The sequence below is a fragment of the Colwellia sp. NW0002-52-1 genome, from assembly GCF_057550865.1.
Genome location: NZ_BAAJLU010000002.1, coordinates 285,462 through 300,002, shown reverse-complemented (window position 1 = coordinate 300,002; position 14,541 = coordinate 285,462). Strand labels below are relative to the sequence as shown.

At 37.0% G+C, this 14,541-nt stretch carries 17 protein-coding genes; 10 read left to right on the top strand and 7 right to left on the bottom strand.

Annotation, left to right across the window (positions count from 1 at the left end; all coding sequences use genetic code 11):
- On the bottom strand, nucleotides 1–1,407 hold the full coding sequence (locus AC27H3_RS04055) for an OapA family protein (RefSeq protein ID WP_487103912.1): 1,407 nt from the start codon (nucleotides 1,405–1,407) through the stop codon (nucleotides 1–3).
- A gap of 166 nt (nucleotides 1,408–1,573) precedes the next feature.
- On the opposite strand from AC27H3_RS04055, the gene tyrS reads away from it, so the two are divergent.
- The 6 genes from tyrS to AC27H3_RS04025 all read left to right on the top strand — a co-directional run bounded on the left by tyrS (nucleotide 1,574) and on the right by AC27H3_RS04025 (nucleotide 5,795).
- Nucleotides 1,574–2,773: a tyrosine--tRNA ligase gene (gene tyrS / locus AC27H3_RS04050; protein WP_487103911.1), complete on the top strand. Its 1,200-nt coding sequence runs from the start codon at nucleotides 1,574–1,576 to the stop codon at nucleotides 2,771–2,773.
- Nucleotides 2,774–2,959: 186 nt separating this feature from the next.
- Nucleotides 2,960–3,529 carry a DUF4136 domain-containing protein gene (locus tag AC27H3_RS04045; RefSeq protein ID WP_487103910.1) on the top strand — a complete coding sequence of 190 codons (570 nt, stop codon included), beginning with the start codon at nucleotides 2,960–2,962 and terminating at the stop codon, nucleotides 3,527–3,529.
- 22 nt (nucleotides 3,530–3,551) lie between these two features.
- On the top strand, nucleotides 3,552–4,016 hold the full coding sequence (locus tag AC27H3_RS04040) for a hypothetical protein (RefSeq protein ID WP_487103909.1): 465 nt from the start codon (nucleotides 3,552–3,554) through the stop codon (nucleotides 4,014–4,016).
- 118 nt (nucleotides 4,017–4,134) lie between these two features.
- The gene (locus tag AC27H3_RS04035; protein WP_487103907.1) at nucleotides 4,135–4,458 is read left to right on the top strand and encodes a ribonuclease E inhibitor RraB; all 324 of its coding nucleotides are present in this window, start codon (nucleotides 4,135–4,137) and stop codon (nucleotides 4,456–4,458) included.
- Nucleotides 4,459–4,717: 259 nt separating this feature from the next.
- Complete coding sequence (locus AC27H3_RS04030; protein WP_487103905.1) at nucleotides 4,718–5,008, top strand: hypothetical protein; 291 nt, start codon at nucleotides 4,718–4,720, stop codon at nucleotides 5,006–5,008.
- Nucleotides 5,009–5,300: 292 nt separating this feature from the next.
- Complete coding sequence (locus tag AC27H3_RS04025) at nucleotides 5,301–5,795, top strand: pilus assembly FimT family protein (RefSeq protein ID WP_487103903.1); 495 nt, start codon at nucleotides 5,301–5,303, stop codon at nucleotides 5,793–5,795.
- Nucleotides 5,796–6,219: 424 nt separating this feature from the next.
- Here the strand turns inward: AC27H3_RS04025 and AC27H3_RS04020 are convergent, their stop codons facing one another.
- Nucleotides 6,220–6,915, bottom strand: coding sequence for a tRNA (adenine(22)-N(1))-methyltransferase (locus AC27H3_RS04020; protein WP_487103901.1), 696 nt, complete (start codon nucleotides 6,913–6,915; stop codon nucleotides 6,220–6,222).
- A 150-nt stretch (nucleotides 6,916–7,065) separates the two neighbouring features.
- Between AC27H3_RS04020 and AC27H3_RS04015 the strand changes: the two genes are divergently transcribed.
- Nucleotides 7,066–7,452, top strand: a complete 387-nt coding sequence (locus tag AC27H3_RS04015) for a PAS domain S-box protein (protein WP_487103899.1) — start codon at nucleotides 7,066–7,068, stop codon at nucleotides 7,450–7,452.
- An 85-nt stretch (nucleotides 7,453–7,537) separates the two neighbouring features.
- Here AC27H3_RS04015 and AC27H3_RS04010 read toward each other — a convergent pair whose 3' ends face one another.
- Together AC27H3_RS04010 and AC27H3_RS04005 are read right to left on the bottom strand one after the other, a co-directional pair.
- Nucleotides 7,538–8,194, bottom strand: a complete 657-nt coding sequence (locus tag AC27H3_RS04010; protein WP_487103897.1) for a potassium channel family protein — start codon at nucleotides 8,192–8,194, stop codon at nucleotides 7,538–7,540.
- A gap of 5 nt (nucleotides 8,195–8,199) precedes the next feature.
- Nucleotides 8,200–9,672 carry a TrkH family potassium uptake protein gene (locus tag AC27H3_RS04005; RefSeq protein WP_487103895.1) on the bottom strand — a complete coding sequence of 491 codons (1,473 nt, stop codon included), beginning with the start codon at nucleotides 9,670–9,672 and terminating at the stop codon, nucleotides 8,200–8,202.
- A gap of 155 nt (nucleotides 9,673–9,827) precedes the next feature.
- On the opposite strand from AC27H3_RS04005, the gene AC27H3_RS04000 reads away from it, so the two are divergent.
- The gene (locus AC27H3_RS04000; protein WP_085300997.1) at nucleotides 9,828–9,995 is read left to right on the top strand and encodes a PLD nuclease N-terminal domain-containing protein; all 168 of its coding nucleotides are present in this window, start codon (nucleotides 9,828–9,830) and stop codon (nucleotides 9,993–9,995) included.
- A gap of 98 nt (nucleotides 9,996–10,093) precedes the next feature.
- Here AC27H3_RS04000 and AC27H3_RS03995 read toward each other — a convergent pair whose 3' ends face one another.
- Entirely contained in the window at nucleotides 10,094–11,557 is a 1,464-nt protein-coding gene (locus AC27H3_RS03995) for a carbon starvation CstA family protein (protein ID WP_487103893.1), read from the bottom strand.
- A 394-nt stretch (nucleotides 11,558–11,951) separates the two neighbouring features.
- Here AC27H3_RS03995 and AC27H3_RS03990 point away from each other — a divergent pair, with 394 nt between their 5' ends.
- Together AC27H3_RS03990 and AC27H3_RS03985 are read left to right on the top strand one after the other, a co-directional pair.
- A complete protein-coding gene (locus AC27H3_RS03990) occupies nucleotides 11,952–12,212 on the top strand; it encodes a hypothetical protein (RefSeq protein ID WP_487103891.1) in 261 nt (86 codons plus the stop codon).
- A gap of 368 nt (nucleotides 12,213–12,580) precedes the next feature.
- Nucleotides 12,581–13,390: a DUF2306 domain-containing protein gene (locus tag AC27H3_RS03985; RefSeq protein WP_487103889.1), complete on the top strand. Its 810-nt coding sequence runs from the start codon at nucleotides 12,581–12,583 to the stop codon at nucleotides 13,388–13,390.
- A 38-nt stretch (nucleotides 13,391–13,428) separates the two neighbouring features.
- Here AC27H3_RS03985 and AC27H3_RS03980 read toward each other — a convergent pair whose 3' ends face one another.
- Both AC27H3_RS03980 and AC27H3_RS03975 read right to left on the bottom strand, forming a co-directional pair.
- Nucleotides 13,429–14,064, bottom strand: coding sequence for a trimeric intracellular cation channel family protein (locus AC27H3_RS03980; protein ID WP_487103887.1), 636 nt, complete (start codon nucleotides 14,062–14,064; stop codon nucleotides 13,429–13,431).
- Between the two features lie 12 nt (nucleotides 14,065–14,076).
- Nucleotides 14,077–14,466 carry a rhodanese-like domain-containing protein gene (locus AC27H3_RS03975; protein WP_487103885.1) on the bottom strand — a complete coding sequence of 130 codons (390 nt, stop codon included), beginning with the start codon at nucleotides 14,464–14,466 and terminating at the stop codon, nucleotides 14,077–14,079.
- Nucleotides 14,467–14,541: the final 75 nt, after the last annotated feature.

Here is a 14,541-nt window from a genome sequence, read left to right as displayed (position 1 = left end):
TTAATCAGCGTTACTTGAATTAGCGGGTAAATCTAGCAACATATCTCTCGAACTAGCAAGCTCGGCAAGGCGCTGAGCTGCTATAGCATCAAATTTTTTCTTATATTTACTGCTAATAGGTTTAGCATCAGGCAGTTTTACTGTTCTTGGATTACGGTGCACGCCATTAAGTAAAAACTCGTAATGTAAATGCGGTGCTTCAGACATACCCGTTGAGCCAACATAGCCAATGACTTGTCCTTGTTTTACTCGCTCGCCTGCTTTTACTGCGCGTTTAGAAAAGTGTAAATACTTAGTCACAATGCCATTACCATGCTGAATAAAAACGTAATTACCATTGTATTTATTGTAAGTTGAATGGGTAACTTTACCATTGCCCGCTGCAACAACAGGCGTACCTCTTTTCGCTGAATAGTCGGTACCGTTATGTGCTTTCCAGCGCTTTTGAATTGGATGAAAACGCTTAGGTTTAAAGTTTGAACTAATATAACGAAAGTTTACCGGTGCACGTAAAAAAGCTTTACGCATGCTGTTACCTTCTGATGAATAATACTCATCGTCGGTAAAGCGAATAGCAGTAAATGTTTCTCCTTGGTTAATAAACTCCGCCGCGACTATTTTTCCAGTACCAATGAAGTCACCTTCAACATATTGATTTTCGTAGATAACATTAAAACTATCACCTTCGCGTATATCCATGGCAAAATCTATGTCCCAACCAAACACATTAGCTAAGCTGATAATTTGGCCGTCATTTAAACCCGCAGATGAAGCAGCGTTCCAAAAGTTAGATTTAATAATACCTTGGGCAATAGCCTCTCGAATTTCAACCGTTTTGCTTTCTTTGTAAGCGTGATATTGCTGATTTTGCAAATTAACAAACAAGGTTTCATTTTTAGACAACGGATACTCAAGGGAAACCAACGTACCTTCATTGTCTTTACCCATACGAATAATATCGCCAACGTTGAGTTTTTTTAGTAATTCGCTTTCTTCACCTTTAGCAGTAATAACGTTATAGGTTGTGGTAGCATTTAACCCATTTCGTTTGAATATTTTTGCTAGTGAATCGCCACTTCTTACCGTAACGGCTTGCCAAGTTAATTGAGCAGCATCTTCTTCAATATTACTGGGTAAATCGGGGGCAGGACCTTGGTTTATTTTTAATTCTTCAATTGGCGGTACTGGCAATTGAATGTTGTTAGTAACTTCAGCATGGTTACTTTGTTCAGGCATCGCAACTTGATGGCGTTCACCTATTTTAAATTCACCGCTATTGTTTGATGATACTTGCTTACTATTTTCTAACGGTACCATGAATAAAATCAGTACTATTGCAGCACATGACATAATTATTATTTGGTGCTGTTTTGGTAAGGCAAAATATAAATTTTTTATATTTTTCAAAAAGCTAAGACCCATAAATGACATTATAATACGAAAACTATCGTCTACTATAACAAAATAATATCATCGTAAACAATGATAGGGTTTTCACCACAGTTAAAATTACAGTAGAATTCGACAATAAATTATTCTTATTTAAAAAAATATCTTTGTTGGAGCCTAGTAAATGTCAGATGTAAGCCAAGCGTTTGCGGAATTAAAACGCGGTGCGGAAGAAATTCTGTTAGAAGATGAATTGTTAGAAAAGCTTAAGAAAGGTAAGCCGCTTAAAATTAAAGCGGGCTTTGATCCTACAGCACCTGATTTACATTTTGGCCATACAGTTTTAATTAATAAAATGCGTCAGTTTCAGCAACAAGGCCACGAAATTATTTTTCTAATTGGTGACTTTACCGGCATGATCGGTGATCCAACAGGGAAAAATGTTACACGTAAGCCGCTAACAAAAGAAGATGTATTAGCAAACGCTGAAACCTACAAAGAACAAGTATTTAAAATATTAGATCCTGCAAAAACCACCGTGGCTTTTAATTCTACTTGGATGGAAAAACTGGGTGCTGCGGGCATGTTAAAACTTGCTTCACGTCAAACCGTTGCACGTATGATGGAACGCGATGATTTTAAAAAGCGCTACAACGGTGGCCAAGCTATTGCTATTCATGAATTTATGTATCCGTTAGTACAAGGTTGGGATTCTGTTGCATTAGAAGCTGATGTTGAATTAGGTGGTACTGATCAAAAGTTTAATTTATTAATGGGCCGTGAGCTACAAAAATCTGAAGGCCAACGTCCACAAACCGTGCTAATGATGCCGTTGTTAGAAGGTTTAGATGGCGTACAGAAAATGTCTAAATCTTTAAATAACTATATTGGAATAACCGACGCACCAAACGATATGTTTGGTAAAATTATGTCTATTTCTGATGATTTAATGTGGCGTTACTATGAGTTATTAAGCTTTAAACCGATTGACGTTATTAATGGTTATAAAGAAGGTATAGCCGGTGGTGCAAACCCTCGAGACGTGAAAATTGATTTAGCGAAAGAGTTAATTGAACGTTTTCATGACCAAGAAGCAGCTGAAGCGGCACATCAAGAATTTATTAATCGTTTTCAAAAAGGCGCAGTACCTGACGATATAGCAGAAGTTGAAGTGACTACTGAAAATGGTGAAATTGCCATCGCTAATTTACTAAAAGAAGCCGGTTTAGTCGCCAGTACCTCAGAAGCTATGCGTATGATAAAGCAAGGTGCAGCGAAAATTGAAGGTGAAAAAATTGTTGATAACAAGCTAGTAATAAATGCCGGTACATCAGCAATCTACCAAGTAGGTAAACGTAAGTTTGCTCAGGTTAGCGTTAAGTAAAATTACTAAATGCAGAGCTTGATAAAAAAACCAGTAAATTTACTGGTTTTTTTTGTTAAAAATATAATGGCAATAAGCATTTATGTAGTATTCAGTGCTTATTTTAGAAGATAGCATTGGTGCTAAAGAGTTGTAATTTAGTAATAGCTAGGTAATCTAACATTATTATTTTTTAGTAGAGTTACCATGATAAATCATCGATTACTTAGCAGCTTAGCATTTCTTATTATCCTTTCATCTTGTTCTGTTACTCAAGTTGCTACTACGTCTTTTGGTGATGGTTTTGATTTTTCTGGAGTCAAAAGCTACAGCACGTATGGTCGTAACTCTACCTTCGGTGATTTACAAAATATTAATGGCGCGATTCGTAACAATATTGAATTAACAATTGAGCAAGGCCTTGATGAAAGAGGGTTGCGTTACCAGCATGTTGAAAGTGCCGATATAGTGATTGCTTATCATCTACTGAATAATAAAGTCGGTGAATTTAAACGCTATAATCAGCAAATAAAATATTGTGGTTATTGTTTAAATGCCGACAAAAATTCGCGTAGTGAATTAGAAAAAAAATTTAACCCAGGTAGTTTAGTTATTGATATTATTGACCCGAAACGCCAACGATCTGTTTGGCGAAGTGTATATCCGTTAAACTTTAAAGCGCAAGATAATAGCCAAGAAATTCATGATAAAATTAATCGCGCGATTAAAACTATGTTGCTCGACTACCCAGGTGGTAAAATACAAGTCAAAAATTAAATCTAAAAGGAGTGGTGACATAATGGCAAAATGGGTCGCTATTACACTGTTTGCGTTAACTTGTTTCATGGTTATTTTACTTAGCTTAGGCTACATGTTGTCTGAGAATGAAAAATCTACCACTGAGCTGAAAGAGCAATTAGCGCAACAGATACAGCTTAATCAGAAAAAAGTGCATCAACGAAATAACCTTAAAACTTATACCAGCAATGTTCAGGCTGATATAGCGCCAACGCAAACCGATGCTGAAATAATGCAAGCGTTTGAAAGCGCGCTTATCAACAACTTAACTTGCGTAACTGCAGCACAATGTCAGGTGGTGACAGTTAAATTTAAAAATACTCACTGTACCTTAGCCAGTAATATTATTGGTGCATCACAATTGAGTAAAATAGCCACGCACACCATTGCAATGGATAATTGCCCAAGTGTAAGTTCGCCCCATCAATTAGCTTGTCAGCAAAATGTTTGTAGTTTAGTTAAGTAATTTAACAGTGTGTTGTTCATGCTTCTTGTGTGAACAATAAATCTTGGCGGCGTGGTTGTCGTGTTTAATATAATTTGGGTATATAATAACGCATTGTTTTTTATAAATTGTATGTAATATGAATTTTCCAGATGACGAAACAGGCCAAGTATTAGCTGAAATGCAAGCTGCTGGTATTAATTTAACCGAAATGCATAACGTTGTGTTTTTCCAGTTATTTGAACAAGAGATGCAAGCAAAAGCAATGGTTGAGCATTTAGCCGCGCAAGCCCCTGACATGCAAGTAACAATTGAACCAGATGAAATGCCTAATGTTTGGGACGTAAACTGCACAGTAAAGATGATCCCAAGTTACGAGGCTATAGTGGCACAAGAGGCTGAGTTTGAATTGTTAGCCGCTAAATTTAAAGGCTATAACGACGGTTGGGGGGTTGAAGCTTAATAAGCTTAAACGTGGTACTTTACTTACCTCAATGCAATTCCATTAGCTTTAAAGGCCTGCCTTTAGGTTTGTAAATTGAGCAGATATATTAATATGGGGGGCTTTTTTACGGTTTTATAGAATTGATAAAAACCGTCAGAAAAATATCTATCATTACGTAATATTTGTGATATTAATAATACTCCAAAAATATCTGGCTAAGTTTTCATAAATTTAGCCTTCAGTAATAAAGTGTTATCGACACAAGGAGTGTTAAATCATGCTTAACAAATATTTATATTTCCCCCTGCTCGTTATATTAAGTGCTTGTGGAGCTAACCAACCGCCCCCATACCAACAAGACAGGCCCCCTGAAACTCGTGACCAATATAGTGGTGCAGAAGGGTTAAAACAGCAGCAAAAAGATCAAACTCACCTGATGAATAAAGAGTTAGCTGATAAATGTACTGCTGCCAAAATTGATTTGGCAATGGCAGAGCAAGAAAAAAACACTAAAGAAATTCATCAACAAATTGGTCTAATCAACAGTAATTGTGTTGAAGAAGAATAAGCTTATTTAAATTTAATTAAGTGCTTCTTTAGTAACGGGAGGTATTCTTTGGTTGCTCGCTTCTTAAGTGATTTTGTTTTTAATAATAGCTCTTTACCTGTTGATGAGATCACTTTGTGGTTTTTTATATGGTAAAGGTAAAGTAAATTGACTGGCGAAGTTCGCATTATTTTATTCATTTTAATTTAACGAATAGATATCTATCAAGCAGTTCAATATAATAACTTGCAATTGGCAAACGACTTTTAACTAAATCGTTGCTGCTTATCAACCTTCTATCAGTGAGAAGTTAATGACTTTGAACCTAAAAACTAACCGTGGTTTTACGCTAATCGAACTCGTTGTGGTGATCGTTATTCTAGGTATTTTAGCCGCGACGGCTGCGCCTAAATTTATTAATATTAAAAGTGATGCCGTTATTGCAAACCTTAATGCATTAGAAGGCTCTATAAAATCAGCAAATCAGCTGGTGTATTCAAAGTCTATTGTACAGGGGGAGCTTATTGGCGAGGGAGTTATTGCCCTTGGCACGCTCAACATTGATACCTTTTATGGCACATTAAAAGCTGACTCTCAAAATGTTGTTAATGCTATTGATGCGTCTTTTACTGTAATTTCAAACCCTACCGATTCATTTACTACTAACTGGGGAATTTATAAAGTGCCTAATGCTGGCGTACAAATTTTTCCAAATGGCTATGATATTTCAAGTGGTTGCTTGTTGTATTATATTGAAGCCGACGCAGATAATTCAGCATTTTATTCACAAACCACTAATGGTTGCTAACGCTGATAAATACTTGTTATTAACAACTATGCAAACAATAAACTAACTCACTGTATTGGCAGTAATGAGTTTCAATGTTTAGCAATCTCAGCTCTTCATGTCTAATACCAATTGATTTAATGAATCGATCAATTTTAAACGAGGATAAATTTTCAGTAGCAAGGCGCTTGATTGATTCTTACATGGATGTAAGTCATTAGAGCAATGTAGGAGCATATTGTCGAGCAATAGCAGGCTATTGGGATTGAAAGCAACGTAGATATTGGATATTTAAACCGCTTTATAATGATCGATTGTTTATATCAATTGGTATAAGTTATCCGTGGTGAAATTGCTTAAGTTAAAGCACGTAAGATAAAGTAACTTAAGAAAATATAAATTAGTTACCATTAAAAGTAGTAATTTTACTTACGGTTTTAAACGTTTACATTAATTGGCTATAAGCACATATAATGTCATCAACATTTTCTTTACCACCTTGTTGAATACGTTTGTAGTGATTAAGTGTTTTGGCTAAATATTGTTTAACTACATGTGCTTGTTGAGTGCTTTTTGCTTGCCAAATATCATCTCCTATAGGGCTTATAGGTTTATTTACTTTACTGTTAGTCTCATGACATGTTTTGCTTATTGTTGAGGCTAATATCACTTCATAATAGCGACCATTATCTGCTACTAGCGCTTCGTTTTTTAAACTGCATTGCAGTGCAATTAATTTTTTACGTAGAGCATATTGTTGATTAACAGGGCATAGTAAAAAGTCGATTTTAAGATCAGGAAACTGTTGGCAAATATCATTAATGAAATTAATCATTAAATCGCCACCAACACCGGCAATAATAACTAAGTGAGAGCCTTGATACTTTCGCAAAGGTAGTGTTGAAACATCTATACAGTGTGTTTGCCAGTGCGAAGTAGTATTTTGGTAGAACTGTTGTAATTTACTTTCTACACTAGCGATTAGCGCTGGCACTATATCTACAAAATGTACATTCGGCGCTGCTTGCTGTGACAATAAACTTGCCCCTAAAAAGCCATGATCACAACAACAATCCCAAATGTGGGTATAATCGCCAGTTACCATTTGTTCTATCTGCTTTAACCTTTTACTGAGTTTCAACTAACTTTTCCTAATCTCTTGTTATCTTATTGCATTGTAATGTTTTTATTCCACTTTGCTAGGTAGCTGACTTTAAGAAATATTGCCGTTCTGGTATTGAGAAAAATTTCTTGTAAAATAAGTGGGTAATTTTAAAACCCTTAGGTTGTTATGTTTACTGAAAACCCAGAAGACTTTATCAATAACTCATCAATCGGCATTCATGTGGTATCGACTAAAGGGATTATTGTTTATGCCAATGAATGTGAGCTTGACGTTTTAGGCTATAAAAAAAGCGAATATGTTGGACATCATGTATCAGAATTTCAGATTGATAGTGTGTGCTTATCGGATATGATGACACGATTAAAGCGCTTTGAAATGCTGAAAAATTACCCTGCAAAGGTGCAAGGTAAATCTGAAATAAAATATATTATTTATAACTCGAGCGTTTATGAAGAAAACAACGAATTTTTGCATACCCGTTGTTACGGTACTGAAGTTGATAAAGTCATTTATGACGTATTTGTCAAACATTGTGATTATATAAAGCAGTAGCCAAATAATGTCATTTGTTGTTGTAATCTAGTTATATTTGGTTAGTAATTTACCTTATCAATAGCGTTTTTTACTCACTAAAATATCAAGAGTCTGAGGTTAACCCTAAGCTATCTCTTAATTTTTCTAAGTTTTTATGACTACTGACGAATAAAAGTTTATCACCCGCGTTGAGCGACTTTACATCTGCGGGAATACTACATTTGTCGCCACTGTTTACCGTAACTAATTGGCATTGTTTCGGAAGTTCAGCATCAGCAAGTGACTTAGGGCAGTTTTCATCAAGAGTAAGTTCGACAAACTGAAGATCTCCATCTAAATAGGCCGACCTGAGCATACCATCGCGCATCTCGCTCATGTTGACTATTTCTCTTGTCAGTTGTTTATTGGTGAAAATAACACCGTCCATTTCAAGGTTATGACAAACCGGCTCAAGCTCGTCGTCTTCTACTCTAACAATTACTCTTTTAAAACCCATAGTTTTTGCAACCTGTGCTGCGAGTAAATTGTCGGTATCACTGTCAGAAAGGCATATTAAGGCATCGGTATTTTTCGCACAGGCTTCTTCTAAAAACTTAGGCTTAGCCCCGTCACCTAAAATAAAACCACAGTCGATATATTCACTTAACACATCAATTTTATCTTGATCTTTTTCTATAATAACCACTTCATGATCGCGCTTAGTGAGTTCTGCTGCACAGTGAGAGGCCAAAGAGCCGCCTCCGATAATTACCATTCGCATTGTGTTTAACTCCTTCTCTTACCTATCCAAGTTGCCGGGAGCAATAAAACAATAATAGCTACAGTTTCTACTCTTCCTAGTAACATGTTAAAAATTAATACCAGCTTTAAAGGGGTAGGTAGTTCTGCAGATGTTAAGCCGCTAGACACCCCAGCAGTTCCGAGCGCAGATGTTACTTCATAAAGAGACTCTATTGGCGGCATGCCATAACCCAGAAAGATTAACCAACTGCCAACGAGAAAGACTAAATAACCGCAAATAACTGCTAATATGTTTTCTATTGTTAAGTAGTCTACCCTTTTACCGTCTAAGCGCAAATGTAGCTGCGAATGTACACCACTGCTGGCGCGTCGTAAAAACATTTGCATGGCTTTAAACAATACTAATAATCGATAAATTTTTATGCCACCAGCGGTACTACCTATGCCGCCGCCAACAAACATACAAGCACAAATTAACAACATGGCAGCGCTACCAAAGGGTAAAATATCAGATGAAGAAAAACCGGCGGTTGTTATCGCAGATATGGTATTAAAATAAGCTTGTCCAATGCTAGCTTCACCTCCAGATAAGTTAACCAAAGCGAAAACGGCTAATGGTACAAAGGCTACCAGTAAAAGTAGGCATCGTAATTGAGGATCTCTGAAGCTAGCGCGAAGTGAAGATATAGTGGGACGATAATAAAGGTGTAATGAAATCGCGCCGAGAATTGAAATAATAGAAACTATCCACTGCTCGCTAATGCCATATGAGGCAAAGCTGTCGTCTCGGTTGGCAAAGCCACCGGTAGAAACAGCAGCCATTGCATGTACTATAGCGTCAATGAGTGAGCTACCAGCGAAAAGTAATGCACCAATACCTATAAAAGTTAATACAGCGTAAACCACTAAAATACGTTTAGCATGGCCACGCGTACCACCAATATGCGAGTCTACATCGGCAGCATCTGCACCAAACATTTTTGTTTCTATACCTGGTTGGGTGTGAATAGCGAGTGCGAGTACGATTACGCCTAAACCACCCACCCATTGCATCCAACCTCGTGCAAACAAAAATGCAATGGGTTTGTCTTCAACAGAAGATAGGGTTGAGAGACCAGTGGTTGTTACCCCTGAAACTGTTTCAAACCATGCGTCAATAAATGACATGTTGTATTGCAACATAGGCAGCGTAAAGAGTAATGATGAAGTAATAAAAACTAATGCAGCAACGGCGAGTGTTTCATTACGTTGGAGTTGCTTAACGCGCTTAATTTTCCGACTAAGGGCGTAACATATAGCGCATATTATCGCGATAGCTAAATAAGCCAGTGTTACAGGATATTGTCCACTGGCGAGTGATACGCTCATTGGAACCAACACCAGCAGCCCCATTAAACCGAGTAGTTCGAAAAGGTGTTTACATACTGCCTGAGGACGGGCCGCGAAGAGTAAACTTATTTGACCTTTAGAGCTGACATGAGCTGAACTGTTCGACAATTTTATTCCTTATTTCTATACGCTTAATTTTTGTTTTTATAAATGTCTTCTATTTAGTGTAAAGTAAGTTTATGCATTATGCTTTAAGATAACGCATGAGTTTATTAAACATATTCGTGATTTAAAAAAATAAATAACACTTAAGGATTAAATTTATGTTTACAGGTATTTTAGGACTTATACATTTAATTATCGCAATTTGGGCGATTCTTAGTATTTTAAAATCAAGCGCATCAACAGCAGAAAAAATTGTTTGGGCGTTAGTGGTATTGCTATTCCCTGTTATTGGTTTAATTATCTGGTTTTTAGCCGGACCCAAATAATAATCGCAGCTTCAAGATAAAAAAAACCAGTAATTCGTTGTTAGATTACTGGTTTTTTTGTTTTAAGTACACGTAATATCTAGTTTAAATATTGTTTGCTACTTTGTATTTTTATATTTAGCAGTATGAATAATAACAAGTGCAATGCAGCCTAATATTGCTGTAGCAATACCAATGGGCTTACCGTAATCGCTTGATAAATTAAAGCCTATAGCTGCGGTCATAATATAAGAAACGGTTACGGCTGTTGCGATAACTGCAGGTATACTAGTGATCCAATGGAAAGTACCGCGGTCAAATAAGTATTTCGTTGCAAGCCAAAGCACACTGGTAGATAGCAACATATTTGAGAAAGCAAAGTAACGCCAAATAACCGTAAAGTCGAGCTTTGTCATAAAATACGCAATGGTTAATATCGGTATGGCGAGCAATAATCGATTACGCATGCTTTGCGGTATATTAAAAGCGTCAACTATAGTTAAGCGCAGTGAACGAAAGGCTGTATCACCAGAGGTAATAGGGAAAACCGCTACGGCAATAATTGCCATAATTCCACCGAACACACCAAGATAACTATTAGCAACATGGTTAACCACTAACCCAGGACCACCAGCATCGAGCAGTGCTTTTAATCCGGCATAACCTTCAGGAAATGCCGCAATGCCGGCAAGTGCCCAAACACAGCCTACAACACCTTCACTGACCATAGCGCCATAATAAACAGGGCGTACATATTTTTCGTTGGTTAAACAACGAGCAATAATAGGGGCTTGAGTAGAATGAAAACCACTTATAGCACCACAAGTAATAGTAATAAACAGTAGCGGCCAAGTGGGTAAACCATCAGGGTTTGGTGTTAAAAAGTCGTGCGCATGATCGGCTTCAAAATAAGCTAAGAAATCGCCCGTCATGGGTAAATGTGGCGCATTTATTAAAAGTGCAATGGCGATTGAAATCGTCATAACAATCATTAATAAGCCGAAAACCGGGTAAAATTTAGTGATTATTTTATCAATGGGTAATAAGGTTGCTAAAAAGTAATAGCCTAGAATAGCCAATACCCAGAAAGTATTATTGGCTAAAATGGTGCCTTCAAAAAAATCTAAATTACTGAGTAAGCCCGCAGGACTCATGATAAATACTACGCCAACAAAAAATAGCAACATGGCAGTAAATATCAACATAAAGCCTTTGAAAATAACGTTGTAATATTTTCCTGCTATTTCAGGTAGGCTTTTGCCATCTTCCTTTATGCTCATAACCCCAGAGAAAAAATCATGAACCGCGCCACCTAAAACGTTACCGAGCACGATCCAAACTAAAGCGATTGGGCCATATAATGCCCCTAGTATTGGTCCAAATATTGGACCAACTCCGGCAATATTGAGAAATTGAATTAAAAAAGCACGAACAGGGTGAACAGGTACATAGTCAACACCTTCGCTAAAACGCTTTTGTGGTGTATCAACAGTGGAGTCTAAGCCTGCTTGTTTTTCGACAAAAGGGCTATAAAATTTGTAACCTAGTATTAAGATGGTGAGACAGATAAAAAAGATAATCATAAAGCTCGTTCTCTTGTGTATTTATATAATGAAGCGCGTGAGTTATCGCTAGATTTTGCACATTTTAATTAACCGGCGAACTGTAACAAAAGCCAAGGGCCTTAACAATAAGACGTTAGGCTAATATATTGTTTAAAAAATCTCATGATGTAAACGTTTTGTATCATATATAGACTCTTTTTGAACACACTTGCTTTAATTGTAGTTTTAACATGGTCGCTTAATCTATGATTATATTGTTTAGAGTTTATGCATTCATTATCTACAAGCTGTCATAATAAATATGTTGCTTGCTGCTATATAAATTACTTAAGATGGCCTTCATAGGAGCTTAATTAATCTATATTTTTATTAAGCTATTTTGACAGTTAGTTGTTAATTTAAGGAGTTGGTGATGCCGACAAATAAGCATAAACGAAAAGCTTCTGCGCATAATAAATCTAAAAAGTTAAAAAATGCTCAAACACCAGGCCTCATTACATCGCACCCGAAAATATTTATTTATGTTGGCTTATTCTTTATCGCCTTAGGTGCATATTTTATGGCATTTGAAGCTCAAAGTAATGCCATGTTTGGACTTGCTATGCTTCTGCTAGTTAGTGGAGCGGCTACATCTATATATGCTAATTTTTCGGTACCTAAATTGCGTAAATAATTGCACCTTATTATTATTATTTAACACCGATAGCGGCTTAGAAAATAAAAGCTATCGGTAAATTTCATGTTTATTAGTTATCACCTACCTTCGCGCTGAATCGTTAAGTTTATATCTGTATGACTTAACAATAGGTTAGCGTGCACTTTTATAGCCTTGGCGTTTATAGCTTCTGCTTTTTAAATTACCGCCCGTTGGTAAAAAATCACCTCATCACTAAATATCGGTCAAAAAAACCTTAAAGTCGTAAAAAACACTTCTCATTTACAGTTAAAATTCTCAACATTTTGAAATTTAAGGTAATAAAATTTGGAATGCTCTTTGCTAAAACATTTAAAGTAATAAAATTAAAAATTAAAGAGTTAGGTATGAATAAAAATGAAATCGCTGGTGTTGAGAGTGTATCAACACGTTCAAATGTTATTTTAGCCAATATCGCTAAATGTTGGTTTGCCGTTGCTGTTATCGGGCAATGGATTATGGTCTATTACGTCATTGCTCATTATGGCGGTGAATTACTTGCAGGTAATACTGATGTTTTGGAATCACCGAATGGTCATCAGTCAGGATTAATTGCATTGATTCTTCATGTAATAATTGCGGTAGTTACTATGGGTTTTGGCCCCTTGCAACTCATCCCCAAAATTCGAGAAAAATTTCCTAAATTTCACCGAATAAATGGGCGTATTTATCTCGTTACTATTTTTATCGGCAGCATTTTAGGGTTATACCTTGTTTGGGGTTATGAAAAAATGCCAGGTGGCCACGCTATGTTTGTTGCAATGAATATCATGGTGTTACTTATCATTACCTTTGCCTTTCTCACTTTACGCAATGCAATTGCGCGTAACATTGTACAGCATCGTCAATGGGCTTTGCGTTTATTTATGGTGGTGAATAGTGGCTGGTTTTTTCGTGTGGGCTTAATGGCTTGGCTTTTAATTCATCAGGCGCCAGTTGGCTTCGACCCAGAAACCTTTGAAGGTCCTTTTATTATTGCTTTAGCATTTGCACAGTACCTTTTACCACTAGCTTTACTGGAGCTATATTTTTGGGCGCAGCAGAAAACCGATTTAAAAGTAAAGTATGGCGTTTGCATAATACTTATTTTGGCAACGTTATTAATGGCTGTAGGTATTTTTGGTGCGGCGGCAACTATGTGGTTACCTAAAGTCTAAATTTTAAGTAACACGGTAATTATTATCTGCTTTATTGATTATTTTTTGCTGCCCTCGTCGGGTTCAATAATTTCAAAGGCTGGCAGTGTTACACGCCAATAAATGGCAGCTAAGCGTAAAGCTAAAGCCCCTAGTATTGCGCCTACGATGGCAAAGTGTTGTGGTAGCTCGATATAAGTAAAAAGGGTAAATAATGCGCCGCCTAAAATAGCCGCGGTGGCGTAAATTTCTTGTCGTAATATCATTGGGATAACGTTACAAAGTACGTCACGGATCATACCACCGGCAACGCCTGTTACCATGCCTAATAAAATGGCAACGGGTACAGCCGCGTCTAAGCTTAAGGCTTTTTCTGTGCCCAATACTGCAAATAAAGCAAGCCCAAAAGCATCGGAAACCAACAAGAATCGCTTAGGAATACGCTTCGGGCATCGTATAAAAATGATAGTGAGCGCCGCTGTAGCTAAAATAACATATAGATATATTGGATTTTTGACCCAAAAGACGGGGGTTTGAAGAATTACATCGCGAATAGTGCCGCCGCCAATAGCGGTAACCGCAGACAAAACAGCCACGCCAAAAGGATCAAGTTGATAACGACCTGCCATTAATGCCCCTGAAAAAGCAAAAACAATCACACCAAAGAGATCGAGCCAATAAAGTAATTCTAACATGTGAACAGACGCTTATTTTACTATGGGTAAGTCAGCTGCTTGCCAAGCATTCATGTCGCCATCAAGGTGGCGAAGATCGCTAAAACCAGCAGCGCGTAAATCATTTTCTGCGCTGGTAGCCCGGCGACCTGAGCGACAATGCACCACAACGGTTTGATCTTTATAAGCCATTATTTTGCTAAGGTTTGCGTTAATTTCATCATGGCTAATATTAATCGCACCAGCAATATGACCTTCAGCAAATTCATCAGCGCTGCGTACATCTAAAACAAGGGTTTTATTGGCAGGCGTAGCCATTAAAGTTAATAGGGCTTGTTGTGAAATAGGGGCTGTTTCCTCTGCAAAAGCGAGAAAAGTAAACAAGCTTAATAAAATAACCAAAGTTAATTGAGTAAGTTTCATAAAAACGCCTTGTATAAGTAAAACAAAGTTTAGATTAATGCCGACAGTTTACCTTAATTACTGTAATAACAAAGA

Excerpts from the sequence above, each read along its gene's own strand:
- tyrS (WP_487103911.1), top strand. The coding sequence starts at position 1,574 with ATGTCAGATGTAAGCCAAGCGTTTGCGGAATTAAAACGCGGTGCGGAA.
- AC27H3_RS04045 (WP_487103910.1), top strand. The coding sequence starts at position 2,960 with ATGATAAATCATCGATTACTTAGCAGCTTAGCATTTCTTATTATCCTT.
- AC27H3_RS04040 (WP_487103909.1), top strand. The coding sequence starts at position 3,552 with ATGGCAAAATGGGTCGCTATTACACTGTTTGCGTTAACTTGTTTCATG.
- AC27H3_RS04035 (WP_487103907.1), top strand. The coding sequence starts at position 4,135 with ATGAATTTTCCAGATGACGAAACAGGCCAAGTATTAGCTGAAATGCAA.
- AC27H3_RS04030 (WP_487103905.1), top strand. The coding sequence starts at position 4,718 with ATGCTTAACAAATATTTATATTTCCCCCTGCTCGTTATATTAAGTGCT.
- AC27H3_RS04025 (WP_487103903.1), top strand. The coding sequence starts at position 5,301 with ATGACTTTGAACCTAAAAACTAACCGTGGTTTTACGCTAATCGAACTC.
- AC27H3_RS04015 (WP_487103899.1), top strand. The coding sequence starts at position 7,066 with ATGTTTACTGAAAACCCAGAAGACTTTATCAATAACTCATCAATCGGC.
- AC27H3_RS04010 (WP_487103897.1), bottom strand. The coding sequence starts at position 8,194 with ATGCGAATGGTAATTATCGGAGGCGGCTCTTTGGCCTCTCACTGTGCA.
- AC27H3_RS04000 (WP_085300997.1), top strand. The coding sequence starts at position 9,828 with ATGTTTACAGGTATTTTAGGACTTATACATTTAATTATCGCAATTTGG.
- AC27H3_RS03995 (WP_487103893.1), bottom strand. The coding sequence starts at position 11,557 with ATGATTATCTTTTTTATCTGTCTCACCATCTTAATACTAGGTTACAAA.
- AC27H3_RS03990 (WP_487103891.1), top strand. The coding sequence starts at position 11,952 with ATGCCGACAAATAAGCATAAACGAAAAGCTTCTGCGCATAATAAATCT.
- AC27H3_RS03985 (WP_487103889.1), top strand. The coding sequence starts at position 12,581 with ATGAATAAAAATGAAATCGCTGGTGTTGAGAGTGTATCAACACGTTCA.
- AC27H3_RS03980 (WP_487103887.1), bottom strand. The coding sequence starts at position 14,064 with ATGTTAGAATTACTTTATTGGCTCGATCTCTTTGGTGTGATTGTTTTT.
- AC27H3_RS03975 (WP_487103885.1), bottom strand. The coding sequence starts at position 14,466 with ATGAAACTTACTCAATTAACTTTGGTTATTTTATTAAGCTTGTTTACT.